Here is an 18,155-nt window from a genome sequence, read left to right as displayed (position 1 = left end):
AGTCATGGCCCGCTTCGATGTGTACATCTCCGGCGACGGGCTCGCCGAGATCGACGGACACACCCTGGTCCCCGAGCCCGGTCAGTCCGTGCACGAGGCCGTCCTCGACCGCCTGGAGGGGAACGCGCGCGAGCAGGACGACGCCGTCCTGGCGACGGTGTACGACGGTCCGGGCGCCGCCCGGTTCCTGCTGGAGGTGCTTCCTGACGGGTCCAGCCGCGTCCTGGAACCGGGCGAGGACACGCCCTCCGCTCCCGGACCCTCGGCCCCCGGACCGGGGGAGGGCACGGTCGCGCAGCCCGGACCGGCGGCCTCTGAACCGGGTGAGGACACGGTCACCGGTCCAGGACTCTTGACCCCCGAACCGGGGGAGGGGACGGTCGCGGAGCCCGGAGCCGGGGCGCCCGGACCGGGCGGCGGCGACGTCCCCGCCACCGTCGTGGTTCCCGCCCCCTCGGCGGCCGGAGCCTCCGCCGTCGCCACCGCGGTCGCCCGGGCCCGTGCCACGGCCGCCGCCCTCGCCGAGGTGCCGGACCCGGCCGCCGTCGCGGCCCCCGCCGTCACCACCGTCCTCCCCGCCGACCTCACCGAACGGATCGGCCGGGTCAACGCGCTGGCCGCCGACGGCCGGCTCGACGAGGCGTTCGCCGACGCGAGCGCGCTGCGCGAGAGCCTGACGGGCTCGATGGGCGCCGAGCACCCGTACGCCGTGGAGGCGCGGGCCGTCGAGGCGTACCTCGCGCATCTGCGCGGCGACCACCGGGAGGCCATCGTGCTGGCGCTGGCCGTGGCCCGGATCCGGTGCGGGGCCCGGGACGGCCGGGCACCCGCGGAGGTGGCGCGGGCCGCGGCGGCCTGGCAGCAGCTCGACGACGACCGGGCCGTCGTCGCCCACGGGCGCGAACTCCTGCACATGTGGGCCATGTTGGACCGGAACGGCCTGCTGCCCCCCGGCTACGCGGCCCTCGTCGGGCAGGTCCGCGGACAGGTCGACGCGCTGGAGGCGTACGTCTGAGCCCCGGGCGCCGCCCGCGACCCCGCAGCCACCCGTGGTCACACCCGTCCCGACCTGCTCGTCCATCGCTTCGTAGACCCGATGTCAAACGAACGTGGAACGCCCCTCGGAACACTCCGTTCCCCGGAGGCCCCGGCCCAGGTCCATCCGACCGGGCCCGGTCATCCCAAGGAACAGGAGCACACCATGAACGTCACCGTCATCGGATCGGCGAGCGCGGTCTCTTCCGAGGAGCGGGCGCTGCGCGACCTCTACCTGGAGCACGGTCCGGCGCTCTACACGTATGTGCTGCGCATGCTGGGCGGGGACACGCACCGTACCGAGGACGTCATCCAGGAGACGCTGCTGCGCTGCTGGAACAAGCGGAACCTGGTCGACGACGAGGGGATGGCCGTACGCCCCTGGATGTTCCGGGTCGCCCGCAACCTCGTCATCGACGCGCACCGGACGCGGATGGCGCGGCCGCTGGAGATAGGCGGGGCCACCTGGCTGAGCGAACTGGGCGCCGAGGTGGACGACATCGAGCGGATGCTCTCGTCCATCGTGGTGCAGGAGGCCCTGCGGGGGCTGACCCCCGCCCACCGTGACGTGATCCGGGCGACGTTCCTGGAGGACCGCACCACCCAGGAGGCCGCCGAGGTCCTGGGGATCCCGCAGGGCACGGTCAAGTCCCGGGTGTACTACGCGCTGCGCTGCTTACGGCTGGCGCTGCGTGAGCACGGCGTCGTCGCGGACGAGGACGGCCGCCGACGGCAACCGGCCGCGGACGAGGACGGCCGGCTGCGGCAACCGGATCCGGCCCGGACGGTCGCCTGACCGGGCCGGGCCTGACCGGACCCGGCGGGTCAGGTCGCGTCGGGCCGGGCCGGGCCGCCCCCCTCGGGTTCGGTGGCGTTCAGGTCGCGCAGGGTGTCCCGCAGGTCCGCGGCCTCGGGGTGGCCGTTCTCCTCCAGGAGGACGAGCGCCGCCCGGAAGGCGCCGATCGCCGCCTCCCGGTCTCCGGCGGCGAGCCTGGAGTCGGCGATGTGCCGCAGGGTGTCCGCCTCCAGATAGTGGTCGCCGACCTCGCGGTACAGCGCCAGCGCGCGCTCGAAGCGTTCGACGGCGGCCTCGTACCGGCCGAGCTGGTGATGGGCGTAGCCGACGCTGTCCTGCGCCGCGGCCTCACCGATCGGGTCGCCGGTCTCCTGGTGCAGCGCGACGGCCTTCTCGCAGTGCTCCATCGCCTTGTCGTGCTCACCGAGCAGGATGTACGTCCAGCCCACCTCGTTCAGGACGATGGCCTCGCTGCTGACGTTGCCCTCGGCCCGGTACAGCTCGCGGGCGTGCGTGTAGTGGTCGAGCGAGACGGTGAACCGGCCCTCCCCGTTGGCCTGGTAGGCGAGGCAGCGCCGGGTGCGGGCCTGGCCGGGCCCGTCGCCCTCGGCCCTGAACAGCTCCAGCGCGCGGCCGAGGTCCCGCCGTGCCTCGGCGGAGTGCGCGAACCGGGTGTGGAAGAAGCCGAGGCCGCGCAGGGCGTGCGCCTCGCCGGTCCGGTCGCCGACGGTCCGGGCGGCTCGCAGCGCGGCGGTGTTGATCTCCATCAGGTCGTGCCAGAAGCCGAGCCGGTCGAAGTACAGGTCCAGTCCGACGGCGGTGCGCCACGCGTGGTCCTCGTAGCCGTGGGCGGCACCGTGCTCGACGACCGCCCGCAGGACGTGCCGCTCCGTGCGCAGCCACTGCATGGCCTGTCTCCGCCCGGTGAACCGGACGGTGCCCGCGTCCGTTGTGCTCGGCGGCAGGGGAAGTGTCTCGCGGAGCGGGCTGATGATCGCGGAGGCGTGGTGGGTGGTGTGCAGATAGTGGTCGTGCATGCGGTGCAGCGCGGCCTCGCGCAGCTCCCCGGTGTCCTCGGTGTCGGTCAGTTCGCGGGCGTAGGCGCGCAGCAGGTCGTGGAAGGCGAAGCGTCCCGGCGCGTGTTCACCGAGCAGGCTGGCCCCGGTGAGTTCGGCCAGCAGCCCCCGCACGGGGCGCGCGGGTGCCGCGGCCAGGGCGGCGGCCGAGGCCGTGCCGATGTCGGGTCCCGGGTGCAGGGACAGCCGGCGGAACAGTTCGGCGGCGGCGGACGGCAGCGCGTGGTACGACCAGGAGAAGACGGCGCGTACGTCCGTGTGGGCGTCGCCGCCGGTGAACGCGTCCAGGCTGCCGTGGGTCTCACGGAGCTCGCCCGCGATGTCGGCGAGCCGGAAGCCGGGATGGTGGGCGGCCCGTGCCGCCACGATGGCGAGGGCCAGCGGCAGCCGGGCGCAGAGTCCGACGATGGCCTCGACGGCCCCCGGTTCGGCGTCCACGCGCGCCGCGCCGATGCGCCGGGTGAGCATCGCGCGGGCCTCCCCGGCGGTCAGCGGGCCGAGGGTGAGCGGGTGGGCGCCGTGGCCGGCCACGAGACCGGTCAGCCGGCTGCGGCTGGTGACGATGACGAGACAGCCCGGGGTGCCGGGCAGCAACGGCCTTACCTGGGCGCTGTCGCGGGCGTTGTCCAGCACGATCAGGACGCGGCGGCGGGCGAGGACGCTGCGGTAGAGGGCGGCCTGCGCGTCGAGTCCCTCGGGGACGGCCTGGGGCGCCACGCCGAGGGCGACGAGGAAGGTCTCGAGTGCCTCGGAGGGGTCCATGACGGAGCCGCCGCGGTCGTATCCGCGCAGGTTCACATAGAGGCTGCCGTCGGGGAAGCGGTGGGCGACCCGGTGCGCCCAGTGCACGGCCAGGGTGGTCTTGCCCGCCCCCGCCATGCCGTTGATGAGCCCGATGACGGCCGTGTCCGGATGGTCGTCGGCGGGCAACAGTGCGTCCACCTGGCGGAGTTCGGTGTCCCGGCCGGTGAACAGGGGGAGATCGGCCGGGAGTTGGGAGGGATGTACGTCACCTCCGGCGGGTGGCGGGTCGTCCCGGCCGGTGTCGTCCGCCGGTTCGGCGTCCGGGGCGTCCTCGGGGTCGGTGGCGCCGGGGTCCGCCGCCGGCACCGGTACGTGCGGCGGCGACAGGTCCAGGTCCCCGGCCAGCAGCCGGGCGTGCGCGGCCCGCAGGGACGGGCCGGGCTCGATGCCGAGTTCGTCCACGAGGGTGCGCCGGGTGCTCGTGTAGACCTCCAGGGCCTCGGCCTGCCTGCCGCAGCGGTACAGGGCCACCAGCAGCAGCTCGCACACGGCCTCGCGCAGCGGCTGGGCGGCGCGCAGTGCCACCAGTTCGGGCAGTACCGCCTCGTGGCGCCCGAGTTCGAGCTCCACGCGGAGCCGGTACTCCAGCGCGGTCAGCCGCCGCTCGGCCAGGCGCGCCCGCTCGGCCTCCGCGAAGGGGCCGGGAACGCCGGCCAGGGGGGTGCCGTGCCAGCTCGCGAGCGTGGTGTCCAGCAGGCGGGCGGCTCCGCGGCCGTCGCCCCGGGCGCGGCGGAGTTCGGCCCGCGCCAGGTTCTCCTCGAAGTCGCCGAGGTCGCTGGTGATCTCCTCGGTCCGCAGCGCGTATCCGTCCGCGATGGACACCAGGAGCCGGGGCGGGGCGCCCGGGGTCCGTCCGGGCTCCAGCAGCTTGCGCAGCCGCGACACATAGGTGCGCAGCACGGGGACGGCACCGGCCGGCGGATCGTGCCCCCAGAGGCCGTCGACGAGTTCGCCGACGCCGACCGCGCGCCCGCGGCGCAGGAGCAGCACCGCGAGCACGGCCCGTTGCTGGGGTGGGCCGAGGGCCAGTTCCGTCTCCTCTCGCCAGGCGCGCAGCGGGCCCAGTAACGCGAAACGGTAAACTCCCGCACCATCAGTGACGTTCACGGCATCAGAGAGTAGCGAGGGCTGTTACGAACACTCGGTCGATTCGGCCATTTCACAGTTTCGTGTCGTGTACGCGCCGGATCGGCCCCCGACGGCCGGGGTCGCCCGCGCCGGGTCCCGGGCTTCAGGCGCGCTTGCCGAGGGCCTCGAGCGCGTCGTCCGTCAGCCGGTACACCGTCCACTCGTCCTGCGGGCGCGCGCCGAGCGACTCGTAGAAGCCGATCGCGGGCCGGTTCCAGTTCAGGACGGACCACTCCAGGCGCTGGTAGCCGCGCTCGGCGCAGATCCGCGCGAGCTCCGTGAGCAGTGCCCGGCCGTGGCCGCCGCCGCGCGCCGAGGGGCGTACGTACAGGTCCTCCAGGTAGATGCCGTGGACCCCGCGCCAGGTCGAGAAGCTGAGGAACCACAGCGAGAAGCCGGCCGGCTCGCCCGTGACGTCGTCCTCCGCGATGTGCGCGTACGCGGCCGGATTCTCTCCGAACAGCGCCTCGCGCAGCTGCTCCGGCGTCGCCCGCGCCTCGTCCAGGGCTTTCTCGTACTCGGCGAGTTCACGGACCAGGGCGTGGATGACGGGGATGTCTTCGGGAGTCGCGTTGCGGATCATGGGCCGAGACTAGATGCCCTCGTGGCCGCCGGGGCTCGGACGGCCGTTCCGCCGGGGGCTCCTGTCGGCGGAGCAGGATCGTCCGGATTGTCGTTCGCATAAGGGACACTACCGGCATGGATGAGGCGGGTCATGCGAGGTGAACGGGTTTTCCACAGGGTGTGGATGTATGTGCGCGGCGCGCCGGGCACCTACGTCTGGCTGACGATTCTCTTCGTCACCACCGTGGCCCTGCACCACATGTCCCCGGATTTCGAAGAGGACTTCCTGCGGCAGCGCTCCACCAATCTCCATGAGCTGTCGAACAACCCCGTGCGGGTGCTGTTCGCGAGCGCGATGTGGATCGACGGCGGGCGCTGGTTGCCGTACGCCGTCCTCTACACCGTCTTCCAGGCGCCGGCCGAACGCTGGCTGGGAACCGCCCGTTGGCTCGCGGTCAACGCGGTGGCACATGTCCTGTCGACGCTGGTCAGCGAGGGTGCGCTGCTCTGGGCCATCAGGCACGGCGTGGCACCGCACTCCGCGGTCGACACCCTCGACGTGGGGGTGAGCTACGCCCTGGCGGGGGTGGTCGGCGTGCTCACCTACCGGATCGCGACGCCCTGGCGGTACGCGTATCTCGTGGTCGTCCTCGGGGTGTACGGGATTCCCCTCGTGACCGGGCGCACCTTCACCGATCTCGGGCATTTCACCTCCGTTCTCTTCGGTCTGGCCTGTTATCCGTTGACCAGAGGGCGCGGAAAAGCATGGAATCCGAAGGAGACAGTCGACACTTATCGGGGTTAACGTCCCGGCATGAGCAGCTCGGCGAGCAAGGTCGTGAACGGTGGCGTCTCCTTCTGGTACGCGGACGACGGTCTGCCCGCGCCCCGGGAGCCACTGCCCGGCGACGCGACCGCCGACGTCGTCGTGGTCGGCGGCGGTTACACGGGACTGTGGACCGCGTACTACCTGAAGAAGGCGGCCCCCTCCCTGCGCGTCACCGTCCTGGAGCAGAAGTTCTGCGGCTACGGCGCCTCGGGGCGCAACGGCGGCTGGCTCTACAACGGCATCGCGGGCCGCGACCGGTACGCGGAACTGCACGGCAGGGAGGCGGCCGTACGCCTCCAGCGGGCCATGAACGACACCGTGGACGAGGTCGTCCGGGTGGCCGCCGAAGAGGGCATCGAGGCCGACATCCACCGGGGCGGCGTCCTGGAGGTGGCGTACACGCCCGCCCAGCTGGCACGGCTCAAGGCCTTCCACGCGCACGAGCTGTCGTACGGCGAGAAGGACCGCGAGCTGTACGGCGCGAAGGAGACCGCCGGACGGATCCGGGTCGCGGACGCGGTGGGCTCGGCCTGGACCCCGCACGGGGCCCGGCTGCATCCGGTGAAGCTGGTGAAGGGTCTCGCCGCGGCCGCCGAGGCGCTCGGCGTCACCATCCACGAGCAGACGCCGGTGACCGAGATCCGCCCCCGGCAGGCGGTGACGCCGTACGGCACCGTCCGCGCTCCCTACATCCTGCGCTGCACCGAGGGCTTCACCGCGAACCTCAAGGGCCAGAAGCGGACCTGGCTGCCGATGAACTCCTCCATGATCGCGACCGAGCCGCTGACGGCCGGCCAGTGGGCGGAGATCGGCTGGGAGGGCCGCGAGACGCTCGGCGACATGGCGCACGCCTACATGTACGCCCAGCGCACCGCCGACGGCCGTATCGCGCTCGGCGGACGCGGTGTCCCGTACCGCTTCGGCTCGCACACCGACAACGACGGCCGCACCCGGCAGGCGACCGTCGACGCCCTGTACGAGATCCTCGTCCGCCTCTTCCCGTCGCTGACCGGCGTCCAGGTCGCCCACGCCTGGTCGGGCGTGCTCGGGGTCCCGCGCGACTGGTGCGCCACCGTCACCCTGGACCGCGCCACGGGCCTCGGCTGGGCCGGCGGCTACGTCGGCTCCGGTGTCGCCACCACCAACCTCGCCGCCCGCACCCTGCGCGACCTGGTGCGGCAGGACTCCGGCGAGGCGGGCGCGACCGAGCTGACCGAGCTGCCCTGGGTCGGCCACAAGGTCCGCAAGTGGGAACCCGAGCCCTTCCGCTGGATCGGCGTCCACGGCATGTACGCGACCTACCGCGCGGCAGACCGGCGCGAACTGGCCGGCCACAGCACCCGGTCGTCCCGGCTGGCGCGGATCGCGGACCGGGTGGCGGGACGTCACTGACCGAGGGCACCGCATGCCGGTGGTCCGGCGGGCCCCGAGGGTCCGGCAGTCCAGTGGGTCCCGCGGTCCGGTGGGTCGCCGCGTCGCCGGCGTCGGGAGGCGGAGGGGTCAGCCCACGGACTCCGGGACCGCCGCGCCCGACGCCGCGTGCTTGGGGGCCTTGGCCGTGACCATGAGCCCCGCAACCAGGCTGGCCAGCAGCAGGATGCCGGTGGCCCACCAGATGGCCACGGTGTACCCGTGGACGACGCCCTCCTGGACGATCAGCGCCTTCTGGGCCGGATTGCGGAGATGGGCGGCGATGTACGCGGTGCTGCTGGTGGTGGCGATGGTGTTCAGCAGGGCCACACCGATCGAACCGCCCACCTGCTGCGAGGTGTTGACCGTCGCGGAGGTCACGCCCGCGTCCTGCGGGGCGACCCCGGCGGTGGCGGTGGCGAAGACCGGCATGAAGGTCAGGCCCATGCCGAGCCCCATCAGGACCAGACCGGGCAGCAGTTGGCCGGCGTAGTCCGAGCCGACGGTGAGCTGGGTGAAGATCACCATGCCGCCGGCGGCGAGGATCGTGCCCGGCACCATCAGCATGCGCGGCGCCACACGGGGCAGCAGCCGCGCCGAGATCTGCGTCGAACCGATGATGATCGCGACGGTCAGCGGCAGGAACGCGAGACCGGTCTTCACCGGCGAGTAGCCGAGGACGACCTGGAGGTAGTAGGTCATGAACAGGAACATGCCGAACAACGCGACGACGGCGAGCCCCATCGTCAGGAAGCAGCCGGCGCGGTTGCGGTCCTTGACGATGTGCAGCGGCAGGAGCGGGCTCGGCGCCCTGTTCTGCCACCAGACGAACGCGACCAGCAGCGCGACTCCGCCCGCGATGAGGCCCAGCACCAGCGAGTCCGACCAGCCGCGCGAGTTCGCCTCGCTGACCCCGTAGACGATCGCCACCAGTCCGCCGCAGCCCAGCACCGCGCCGGGCACGTCCAGCCGGACGTTCTTGTGGCCGGGCCGGTCACGCAGCAGTCCCAGCGCGCCGAAGACCGTGATGACCGCGATGGGGATGTTGACGTACAGACACCAGCGCCAGTTCAGGTACTCCGTCAGCAGGCCGCCCACGATGAAGCCGATCGCCGCGCCCGAGCCCGCCAGCGCCCCGTAGATGCCGAACGCCTTGCCGCGTTCCTTCGGATCGGTGAAGGTCGTGGTCAGCAGGGACAGCGCCGAGGGTGCGAGCAGGGCGGCGAAGGCGCCCTGGAGGGCACGGGCGCCGAACAGCATGCCGGACGTGGTGGCCGCGCCGCCGATGCCCGACGCCACCGCGAAGCCGATCAGCCCGATGATGAAGGTGCGTTTGCGCCCGACGAGGTCGGCGATGCGGCCGCCGAGCAGCAGCAGCCCGCCGAAGGCCAGCGTGTAGGCCGTGATGACCCACTGCCGGTTGCCGTCGGACATGCCGAGATCGCGCTGCGCGGACGGGAGGGCGATGTTCACGATCGTCGCGTCCAGCACCACCATCAGCTGGGCGAGCGCGATGATCACCAGCGCCCACCAGCGATGCGGGTCGGAACCCACCGGCGCTTCTGGTTCACCTGTCCGGGTGACACTCATTCGCTCAGAAGACCATGAAACCGAACGAGTCGCATCTTTGGGTGAAAATGCCTCGCGAGGTGTGTCGCGAGGTGTGTTCCGCCTACTCGTGGTCATGGTTCCGGCACCGCCTTTCCGGTCGTGGCCCCGCTCTCCGGGGCCGGTGCGCCGAGCCGCCTCGGCGAGGGGGGACGAGGGGTCCTCAGGCCCGCCTGAGGCCAAGGCGGTCCCTGAGGCGCAGGGCCAGCGCCACGGCCTCCAGCGCGCTGTTGAAGGACACCTCCGAGAGCACGCCCGGAGCCGCGACCTGGTCGCCCACGAGATAGACGCCGTCGCCCCGGTCGATGCGCGGGCGGTCCCGCCAGGTGGTGCCGGGCAGGTCGACCGCGCCCGTACGGCCGTTCGCGACGGCCGCGCGCCGCCAGGTGACCCGCTCGCGCCAGCCGTCGAAGGCCAGGTCGAGCAACTGCTCGGCGCGGGCGACGCCGTGTGCCCCGGACTCTCCGGGGGCGATCGGGATCTGCCCCTGGAGGAGCTGCTCCCCGGCCGGGGCGAGGCTCCGGTCCCGGGCGGTGAAGCGCTCGATCCAGCCCGGCGCGTCCAGGTCGGAGACGGCGAACGCGTCCCCGCGGCGGCTGCGCAGTGCCAGGTCGACGAGGGCCGTACGGCCGCTCGTCCAGGTCAGCGAGTCGTCCTTGAGCAGGCGCCGGGCGGAGTCGAGCGAGGTGGCGACGATCACCGGGCCCGGGCCCGCGGGGACGGCGTCCACCCGGGCCAGCGTCTCCATCCGCACGCCGAGGTTCCAGGCCCGCCCCGCCATCCGGTCGATGACGTTGGCCCAGCCGCCCCGGGGGCAGTGCGCCTCCGTCGGCACCTTCATGGCCCGCCGCAGCCGCTCCTGCACGAACGCCGCCGACAGGGAGCCGGGATCGTGGTGGAAGAGGGCGACGGCCGAGTAGTGGGCCGCGGCCCGCGCGCCCTCCTCCCCGGCCTGTCCGCTCGCCCAGGTCATGAAGTCGACGTCGGCGGGCGCCTGCTGGCAGGAGCGCCGCAGCAGCTTCAGCATCGCGAAGGGCGGGGTGCGGCGCAGCGCGCCCCGGTGGCGCAGCCGCAGCCGGGCGGCTTCCCTCGGCGGGATGGGGGCGAGCGCTCCGATCAGGTCCCGCTGTGCGAGCCAGGTCCAGTGCGGTCCCGCGCTGTAGAGGGCGTGCGGTCCCTCGTTCGTCCGGTAGGGCCCCTCGGCGGTCCTGGCCCGCCCGCCGAGGGTGTGGTGGGCCTCGTACACGGTGACCTCGGCGCCCGCCTCGGCGGCGGTGATGGCGGCGGTGAGTCCGGCGAAGCCGCCGCCGACGACGGTGATGCGGTGCATGGCTTGAGGTCTCCTCTGCTCGGTGCCGGCTGTCCGGCGCTCGGGGTTCCCGCGGTGCTCCGGGCCTGCTCGGGCGGAAGGGCGCGACAGTCCTCGGCGTGCCCTCCCGTGGATACGACGGAACGCGGGCCCGGAATGTGACATGCGGGGCGTTCTCGCAGGCCGGCGCCGGTTGTCAGTGGGGGCGGGCAGGATGGGGGCATGGCGAGGAGACTGGCGGGCGGGCGCGGCGGGACGGGTGCGAAGGCGCCGGGTGCGGGGCCGAAGGGGGCACGGCGGCCGGAGGTGCGGCTGCCCCCGCTCGAGCCGTACGACGGCGCGGAGCTGGAGCCGGACGGCGACTACGACGGGCTCGAGTTCCGGGACGCGGACTTCGCCGGGCAGGACGGCGGGGGAGCCCGCTTCATGGACTGCGCGCTGACGGGGTGCGCGCTGGACGAGACGCGGCTGCACCACGCGCGCGTGCTGGACTCGGTCCTCACCGGCATCCGGGGGGTCGGCACCGATCTCGCCGAGTCGATGCTGCGTGATGTCGAGCTGATCGACGCCCGTCTCGGCGGGGTGCAGCTGCACGGCTCCGTGCTGGAGCGGGTGGTCGTGCGCGGCGGGAAGATCGACTATCTGAATCTGCGCAGGGCGAGACTGAAGGACGTCGTCTTCGAGGGTTGTGTCCTGGTCGAGCCGGACTTCGGGGGCGCCCGCCTGGAGCGGGTGGAGTTCGTGGACTGTGTCCTGAAGGGAGCCGACCTCACCGAGGCCACCCTCGTGGACGTGGACCTGCGCGCGGCGGCGGAACTGGACATCGCGCGGGGTGTCGAGCGGCTCGCCGGCGCGGTCATCAGCACCCACCAGCTCCTGGACCTGGCACCGGTGCTGGCGGCGGCTCTGGGGGTACGGGTGGACGGCGGCGCGGAGGGGGCCTGAAACCCGTCGGGCGTCAGGTCAGTCCCGGGGGGCGTCCGTGAGGTCACACCCGGGAGTCGTCCGTGAGGTCACCCTCTAGGAGACGCGGGGGAAGCGGGCCTGGAGCGTCCAGATCGCCGGGTTCTCGGCGAGGTCCTCGTGCAGGTCGGTGAGGTCCTCGAGCAGGTCGTGCAGGAAGTCACGGGCCTCGCGGCGCAGTTCGGTGTGGGAGAAGGTCAGCGGTTCCTCGTCGCCCGGCATCCAGTCGGCCTCGATGTCCACCCAGCCGAAGCGGCGCTCGAAGAGCATGCGGTCGGTCGACTCGGTGAAGTCCAGGTCCGCCTGCTGGGGACGCGAGGCCCGGCTGCCGAGCGGGTCGCGGTCGAGCTGCTCCACGATGTCGCACAGCGCCCACGCGAAGTCGAGCACCGGCACCCAGCCCCAGCCCGTGGACACCTCGTGGTCCGTCTTGGTGTCGGCGAGGTAGACGTCGCCGCAGAACAGGTCGTGCCGCAACGCGTGGACGTCCGCGCGCCGGTAGTCGGTCTGCGGGGGGTCGGGGAAGCGGTTGGAGAGGGCGTAGCCGATGTCGAGCACGAGGTGATGGTGTCACGCCGGGGATCCTCCGCTCCCCGGCCGGCTGGGGAAGGCGGTTTCCGGCCGGACCATGGTCATCGCGGCGCCGGTTTCCGGCCGGATCGGGGGTGCCGGAACCGGCAGGGGCAGACGCGCCCCGCAGGTGGGCGAGTGGCGGCCTAGGATCGCGGATGTGCCCCGATCTTCCGTCACCGTCCCCTTTGCCCTGGCCCTCGCGCTCGTCGCCGGGCTCACCGCCTGCGGTGGGGACTCCGTGCCCGGGAAGCCCGGCGCGGCCGGTGTCGGCGACCCGTACTTCCCGAAGATGGGCAACGGCGGGTACGACGTCACGCACTACGGACTCACCCTCTCCTACGACCCCCGGGGCAAGCGGCTGACGGGGACGGCCGAGATCACCGCGCGGGCGCTTCAGGACCTCAGCGCCTTCCATCTCGACCTGCTGGGGCTGCGGGTCTCCGGCATCACCGTCGAGGGCCGCGGCGCCGGCTGGAGCCGGGCGGGCCAGGAGCTGACCGTGCGCCCGCACGGCGACCTCCACAAAGGGGAGACGTTCAGGACGACGGTCCGCTACTCCGGGACCCCCCGGACGATCACCGACGCCGACGCCTCCAAGGAGGGCTGGCTGCGCACGGCCGACGGCGCCCTCGCCCTCGGGGAGCCCACGGGTTCGATGGCCTGGTTCCCCGGCGACCACCACCCCTCGGACAAGGCGTCGTACGACATCAGGATCACCGTCCCGAAGGGCCTCCAAGCCGTCTCCAACGGCGAGTTGACGAGCGAGTCGACCACGGCAGGCCGGACGACGTACGCCTGGCACACCGCCGAACCGATGGCGAGCTATGTGGCGACGCTCGCGATCGGCAGATACGACATCACCCGCTCGACGGCGAAGAACGGGCTGCCGGTCTACGTGGCGGTGGACCCGGCCCAGAAGCAGGCGAGCGAGAAGGTGCTGGGGCAGATCCCCGAGATCATGGACTGGGAGGAGTACAACTTCGGCCCGTACCCCTTCTCCTCCACCGGGGCGATCGTGGACCGCCCCGACGACGCGGGCTACGCCCTGGAGACCCAGACGCGCCCGGTCTTCCCCGGCGCTCCCGACACCGGGACCCTGGTCCACGAACTGGCCCACCAGTGGTTCGGCGACTCCGTCACCCCGAAGTCCTGGCGGGACATGTGGCTCAACGAGGGGTTCGCGACCTACGCGGAGTGGCTTTGGCGGGAGGACCACGGCGGCGACTCGGCCGAGAAGATCTTCAACTCCCTTTACCGGGGCGACTATTACGAACCGGTCGACAACAGCGAGATCTGGGCCTTCCCGCCCGCCGACCCGCCCGGCCCCGCGCAGATCTCCGACCCGCCCGTCTACTACCGCGGCGCGATGGTTCTCCAGAAGATCCGCCGGCTGGTCGGCGACGACACCTTCTACGACATCGTCCAGGGCTGGGCCGCCTCCCACCGCCACGCGAACGCGGACACGGCCGAGTTCACGGCGTACGTCGAGAAGGCCGCGCCGGACAAGGACTTCAGTGGGATCTGGAAGGACTGGCTGTACGGGCAGGGCAAGCCGGCCCACCCGTGAGCCGCGCACGAGAGGAGCCCCCGGCGAACCGAAGTCCGGGGGCTCTTCTCGTCATGCGTGCGCTCGGGGCCGTCAGACGCTGACGCCGAAGTCCTGCGCGATGCCCACCAGGCCCGAGGCGTAGCCCTGGCCGACCGCGCGGAACTTCCACTCCGCGCCGTTGCGGTAGAGCTCGCCGAAGACCATGGCGGTCTCGGTGGCCGCGTCCTCGGAGAGGTCGTAGCGGGCGATCTCGGCGCCGCCGGCCTGGTTCACGATGCGGATGTAGGCGTTGCGGACCTGACCGAAGTTCTGCGAGCGGTTCTCCGCGTCGTAGATGGAGACCGGGAAGACGATCTTCTCGACGTCGGCGGGGAGGCCCGCCAGGTTGACGTTGATCGCCTCGTCGTCGCCGGCGCCCTCACCCGTCGTGTTGTCACCGGTGTGGACGATGGTCTGGTCCGGGGTCTGCTTGTTGTTGAAGAAGACGAAGTGGGCGTCCGAGTAGACCTTGCCCTGGGGGTTGACCGCGATGGCCGAGGCGTCGAGGTCGAAGTCGGTGCCCGTGGTGGTGCGGACATCCCAGCCGAGGCCCACGGTGACGGCGGTCAGGCCCGGAGCCTCCTTGGTGAGCGAGACGTTGCCACCCTTGGACAGGCTTACAGCCATTGTTGGGAGTCCCTTCCCTCATGATGTACGGGCTTCGTACTGAGGACGAAGCTACCGTCACCTCTATGAACGCCAAGGGGGGTACCCGAGGTTCCGTCTGTCTTTACCTTTTTTACCCACAGTCCCCTCTTCGCCCCGGGACGAGCCGAAAAACGGGTGACGCGGGCCGGTTCGGCAAGGGACCATGAACACATGTCCGGTCCCTATGTCATCCGCGGCTCCGTCTCCCTGCCCGAGGCCGAGCTCATGTGGCGTTTCTCGCGCTCGGGCGGGCCGGGCGGGCAGCACGTGAACACCAGCGACTCGCAGGTCGAGCTCCGCTTCGACCTCGCCAACACCGAGGCCCTGCCGCCCGTGTGGAAGGACCGCGCCCTCGCGAAGCTCGAGGGACGGCTCGTCGACGGGGTCATCAGCGTCCGGTCCTCGGAGCACCGCTCCCAGTGGCGCAACCGCGAGACAGCGGCCGTGCGCCTCGCCTCCCTTCTCGCCGAGGCCACCGCGCCGCCGCCGAGACCGCGCCGCGCCACCCGCATCCCCCGGGGCATCAACGAACGCAGGCTGCGCGAGAAGAAGGCCCGCTCCGAGACGAAGCGGGGCCGCACCGGCCGCGACTGGGGCTAGGGCCTGCCAGACAATTCCCGTCTGCCCTGCGACGCCATGCACGCACTCTCACCGCACCGGCCCCAGACCCGAGTACATCCAGTACGCAGGCCTGGGGTCGGCACGCCGAGAGCACGCACCTGACGCCGCCGGGCCGCCCTTCGGGCGACGACGCGAATTGTCTGGCAGGCCCTAGGGCCTGCCAGACAGGCCCCGGCGCAGGCAAGACAGGCCCTGGCGCCTGCCAGGCAGGTCCTGGGACCCGGCGGGCAGGCCATGGTGTCGGGGCCTGCGGCAGAGCCTGCCCGGCTGTCGCCCGGCTGGCGCGGCCCCCCGCGTCGCGTCCCGGGCCCGTTTCAGCCCAGTTGCCGGTAGCGGCCCTTGAAGTACGTCAGGGGTCCGCCGTCCGCGCTCGGAACCCCGGCCGTCAGGACGCGGCCGATGACGAGGGTGTGGTCGCCCGCGGTGATCCGCTGCTCGGTACTGCACTCCAGGGTGGCCAGGGCGCCGCCCACCAGGAGCGCGCCGGACGCCTCGCCGCGGACGTACGGGATGTCCTCGAAGAGGAGCCGGTCGCTGATGCGGCCCTTCATGGAGAAGCGGCCGGCGATGTGGCGCTGGCTCTCCGAGAGCACGGAGACGCCCCACAGCGGCTGTTCGTCGAGCAGGTCGTCCATCCGGGACCCCTCGCGCAGACTGACCAGGACGAGCGGCGGGTCCAGGGACACGGACATGAACGCGGTCGCGGTCATACCGACGTCCTCGCCGCGCGGCCCGTCAGGGGCCAGTGCGGGCTCGTGCGCGGTCACCAGGACCACGCCCGCGGCCAGCAGGGTCATGGCGGCGCGGAACTCGTCGTTGCTCACCCCCTCAGCATGCACGGACGCGGAGGCGGGAAGAGCGGGGGAAGTCGTGAGCACGCCGAAACGCTAGTCTCCGCGCCGAGGGCGCCACATCGGACCTCCGCCCGAACCGGGACCTAGGTCCGGGGACGGAGAGGGGCCGGGAACGGCGGGCGGCCCGGCCGCCGGGAACGGCGGGCGGCCCGGTGCCGGAACGGGCGGGGTGGACGCGAGCCGGGACCGGGGCGGCCGTACTCTCTCCGTACTCGCCCGGCGTCACCGGGCGCGCACAGGTTCTGCACGGCCGGCCGACAACGCACGCTGCAAACGCACACTGAAATGCAGAAACTCCACTCAATTGCTCAGGTTAAGCTGTGACTTGAGTCACAGGAGCCATATTTTGTTGACCCTGTGTACCGAGTGTGGAGCGCGCTGTGATTCAGTGGCGGAGGCGTTACGCAGGGGAAGCTACCGAGCAGTACGGCATGAAGGGATTCGACGGGAAGCGCCGGGAAGTCGGCACGGAACCGAAGAGCACCCAGTGAGCCGGGAGAACCCTGGAGTTGCTGCGAGGTCTCGAGGGGAGGGCGCATGGAGACCGAGTCGGAGCCCTACGTCCGTCTTGCGACCCTGCGGCAGCTGCACCAGGTGATGGCGGACATGAACACCGCCCGCAGCCTGGCGGACACGCTGCAGACCGTCGCCGACGGCGTGGTCACCGGGCTCGGCTACGAACTGGCCTGCGTCAACCTCGTACGCCCCGACGGCGACCTGGTCGTCGCCGCTCTCGCCGGGAACTCGGCCGCCGAGGCGCTCATCACCGGCCGCGTCGGCTCCCGCACCTCCTGGGAGCGCCGGCTCACCATGGGCGAGGCCTGGGGCGACCTGCGGTTCATATCGCACACCGAGGGCTGGGTCCTCGACGAGGACGACGTACCGCAGTGGTACACCGACGGCCCCGCGCCCCGCTTCGAGGACGAGTGGCACCCCTCCGACCGGCTCTTCGCCCCGATGTACACCCCGAACGTCTCCGGCGGCGGGAGCGGCCACGGCGAGCTGATCGGCGTGCTGTCGGTGGACCGGCCGCGCAACGGCCGCAGGCCGGGCGCCTGGGGCCGCGAAGCGCTCCAGATGTACGCCTTCCAGGGCGCCATCGCGATCAGTAATGCGCGTCTACGCGCGAATATGCAGCGCGCCCTGGTCCGCCTGGAACGTGAGCAGCAGGCCCTGCGCGCCAGCGAGGAGTCCTTCCGCCAGGCCTTCGAGTACGCGCCCTCCGGCATGGCGATCGCCGAGATGGGCGGCGACCAGCACGGCCGCATCCTGCGCACCAACGACGCCCTGTGCCGGCTGCTCGGCCGGCCCGCCTCCGCGATGCGCCGCTACTCCTTCTCCGACCTTGTGCATCCCGAGGACATCGGCACCCTGCTGCGGACCTCCGCCGAGGGCGGCCGGGCCGAGCTGCGGCTCGGGCGCCGCGACGGCACCTACGTCTGGGTCCACCTGCGCAACTCCGTCGTCGCGGACGCCGCCGACGGCCCCCGCTTCCTGCTCAGCCACGTCGAGGACATCGAGGACCGCAAGCGCCGTGAGCTCCAGCTCGCGCACCGCGCCTCGCACGACGCCCTCACCGGCCTGCCCAACTCCGCCGAACTGCGCTCCCGGCTCGGCGCCCGCCTCTGCCGGCGCCCGCAGTCCCTGCCGCCGGGCGCGGTCGCCTCGCTGGACGCCGCGTACGGGCACGGGGACTTCGCCGGCGAGTACGAGGACGGCGGCCACCCCGCCTACGACGGGAACGGGCACGGCTTCGACTTCCAGGCCGGCGCCGAGGCGTTCGAGGCCTTCGACCACCATGTGCACACCATCGCTCCGGAGGGCGAGACGGACGACGGGACCAAGGGGCTCGCCGTGCTCTTCTGCGACCTCGACGGGTTCAAGTCGATCAACGACCGGTTCGGGCACAACGCGGGTGACGAGGTTCTCATCGAGGTCGCCCGCCGCCTCACCCACGGAGTCCGCGACGGAGACACGGTGGCCCGGCTCGGCGGTGACGAGTTCGTGGTGCTCGCCGACGGTCTCGGCCGCGCGGACGCCCAGGACCTCGCCGTACGCCTGCGGAACGCGATCATCCCTCCCATCAGGGTCGATGGCCGTGCGGTCCGCGTGGGCGCGAGTTTCGGCATCGGGTGGGCCCACTGCGGGATGACGGCGGACGAGGTGTTGAAATCCGCTGACGAACGGATGTACGTGGAGAAACGTTCTCGTCCCAAACAGCACAGGCGTGCGGGATAGTCGCAGGTCAGTGCGGCGATGCGGTGAAGGCCCCCCGTTCGGCCCAGCGAAACCGGGTAGGCTCGCCATTCAATCGTGTACCGCATCAGTACCGCACCCGCTGAGGAGACC

General features: G+C 72.2%; 15 protein-coding genes. 8 read left to right on the top strand and 7 right to left on the bottom strand.

Annotated elements, in window-relative coordinates:
• Nucleotides 1–4 precede the first annotated feature (4 nt).
• Nucleotides 5–1,015: a tetratricopeptide repeat protein gene (locus tag ABZV42_RS02080; protein ID WP_355977482.1), complete on the top strand. Its 1,011-nt coding sequence runs from the start codon at nt 5–7 to the stop codon at nt 1,013–1,015.
• Nucleotides 1,016–1,201: 186 nt separating this feature from the next.
• On the top strand, nt 1,202–1,831 hold the full coding sequence (locus ABZV42_RS02075; RefSeq protein WP_355977484.1) for a sigma-70 family RNA polymerase sigma factor: 630 nt from the start codon (nt 1,202–1,204) through the stop codon (nt 1,829–1,831).
• A 29-nt stretch (nt 1,832–1,860) separates the two neighbouring features.
• Here the strand turns inward: ABZV42_RS02075 and ABZV42_RS02070 are convergent, their stop codons facing one another.
• Both ABZV42_RS02070 and ABZV42_RS02065 read right to left on the bottom strand, forming a co-directional pair.
• Nucleotides 1,861–4,818: a BTAD domain-containing putative transcriptional regulator gene (locus tag ABZV42_RS02070; RefSeq protein WP_356050655.1), complete on the bottom strand. Its 2,958-nt coding sequence runs from the start codon at nt 4,816–4,818 to the stop codon at nt 1,861–1,863.
• Between the two features lie 124 nt (nt 4,819–4,942).
• On the bottom strand, nt 4,943–5,422 hold the full coding sequence (locus tag ABZV42_RS02065; protein ID WP_356050654.1) for a GNAT family N-acetyltransferase: 480 nt from the start codon (nt 5,420–5,422) through the stop codon (nt 4,943–4,945).
• A 132-nt stretch (nt 5,423–5,554) separates the two neighbouring features.
• Between ABZV42_RS02065 and ABZV42_RS02060 the strand changes: the two genes are divergently transcribed.
• Together ABZV42_RS02060 and ABZV42_RS02055 are read left to right on the top strand one after the other, a co-directional pair.
• Nucleotides 5,555–6,208: a rhomboid-like protein gene (locus tag ABZV42_RS02060; RefSeq protein ID WP_355977488.1), complete on the top strand. Its 654-nt coding sequence runs from the start codon at nt 5,555–5,557 to the stop codon at nt 6,206–6,208.
• Between the two features lie 9 nt (nt 6,209–6,217).
• The gene (locus ABZV42_RS02055) at nt 6,218–7,624 is read left to right on the top strand and encodes an FAD-dependent oxidoreductase (protein ID WP_355977490.1); all 1,407 of its coding nucleotides are present in this window, start codon (nt 6,218–6,220) and stop codon (nt 7,622–7,624) included.
• 108 nt (nt 7,625–7,732) lie between these two features.
• Here ABZV42_RS02055 and ABZV42_RS02050 read toward each other — a convergent pair whose 3' ends face one another.
• Both ABZV42_RS02050 and ABZV42_RS02045 read right to left on the bottom strand, forming a co-directional pair.
• Nucleotides 7,733–9,232 carry an MFS transporter gene (locus ABZV42_RS02050; RefSeq protein WP_355977492.1) on the bottom strand — a complete coding sequence of 500 codons (1,500 nt, stop codon included), beginning with the start codon at nt 9,230–9,232 and terminating at the stop codon, nt 7,733–7,735.
• 181 nt (nt 9,233–9,413) lie between these two features.
• Nucleotides 9,414–10,580 carry an NAD(P)-binding protein gene (locus ABZV42_RS02045; protein WP_355977494.1) on the bottom strand — a complete coding sequence of 389 codons (1,167 nt, stop codon included), beginning with the start codon at nt 10,578–10,580 and terminating at the stop codon, nt 9,414–9,416.
• A gap of 201 nt (nt 10,581–10,781) precedes the next feature.
• Between ABZV42_RS02045 and ABZV42_RS02040 the strand changes: the two genes are divergently transcribed.
• Nucleotides 10,782–11,504 carry a pentapeptide repeat-containing protein gene (locus tag ABZV42_RS02040; protein ID WP_355977496.1) on the top strand — a complete coding sequence of 241 codons (723 nt, stop codon included), beginning with the start codon at nt 10,782–10,784 and terminating at the stop codon, nt 11,502–11,504.
• A gap of 75 nt (nt 11,505–11,579) precedes the next feature.
• Here the strand turns inward: ABZV42_RS02040 and ABZV42_RS02035 are convergent, their stop codons facing one another.
• Nucleotides 11,580–12,080, bottom strand: a complete 501-nt coding sequence (locus ABZV42_RS02035; protein ID WP_355977499.1) for a hypothetical protein — start codon at nt 12,078–12,080, stop codon at nt 11,580–11,582.
• A gap of 172 nt (nt 12,081–12,252) precedes the next feature.
• Here ABZV42_RS02035 and ABZV42_RS02030 point away from each other — a divergent pair, with 172 nt between their 5' ends.
• Nucleotides 12,253–13,662, top strand: coding sequence for a M1 family metallopeptidase (locus ABZV42_RS02030; RefSeq protein ID WP_355977501.1), 1,410 nt, complete (start codon nt 12,253–12,255; stop codon nt 13,660–13,662).
• 72 nt (nt 13,663–13,734) lie between these two features.
• Here the strand turns inward: ABZV42_RS02030 and ABZV42_RS02025 are convergent, their stop codons facing one another.
• On the bottom strand, nt 13,735–14,310 hold the full coding sequence (locus tag ABZV42_RS02025) for a TerD family protein (protein ID WP_355977504.1): 576 nt from the start codon (nt 14,308–14,310) through the stop codon (nt 13,735–13,737).
• A gap of 192 nt (nt 14,311–14,502) precedes the next feature.
• On the opposite strand from ABZV42_RS02025, the gene arfB reads away from it, so the two are divergent.
• Entirely contained in the window at nt 14,503–14,931 is a 429-nt protein-coding gene (gene arfB, locus ABZV42_RS02020) for an alternative ribosome rescue aminoacyl-tRNA hydrolase ArfB (protein ID WP_355977507.1), read from the top strand.
• Nucleotides 14,932–15,266: 335 nt separating this feature from the next.
• Here arfB and ABZV42_RS02015 read toward each other — a convergent pair whose 3' ends face one another.
• A complete protein-coding gene (locus ABZV42_RS02015) occupies nt 15,267–15,749 on the bottom strand; it encodes a flavin reductase family protein (RefSeq protein WP_355977902.1) in 483 nt (160 codons plus the stop codon).
• A gap of 594 nt (nt 15,750–16,343) precedes the next feature.
• Between ABZV42_RS02015 and cdgB the strand changes: the two genes are divergently transcribed.
• Nucleotides 16,344–18,044: a diguanylate cyclase CdgB gene (gene cdgB, locus ABZV42_RS02010; RefSeq protein WP_355977510.1), complete on the top strand. Its 1,701-nt coding sequence runs from the start codon at nt 16,344–16,346 to the stop codon at nt 18,042–18,044.
• Nucleotides 18,045–18,155: the final 111 nt, after the last annotated feature.

This window comes from Streptomyces sp. NPDC005281 (assembly GCF_040607495.1).
Taxonomy (GTDB): Bacteria; Actinomycetota; Actinomycetes; order Streptomycetales; family Streptomycetaceae; genus Streptomyces.
Note: the sequence above shows the minus strand (reverse complement) of the source record. Positions and strands in the feature narration are given on the sequence as shown.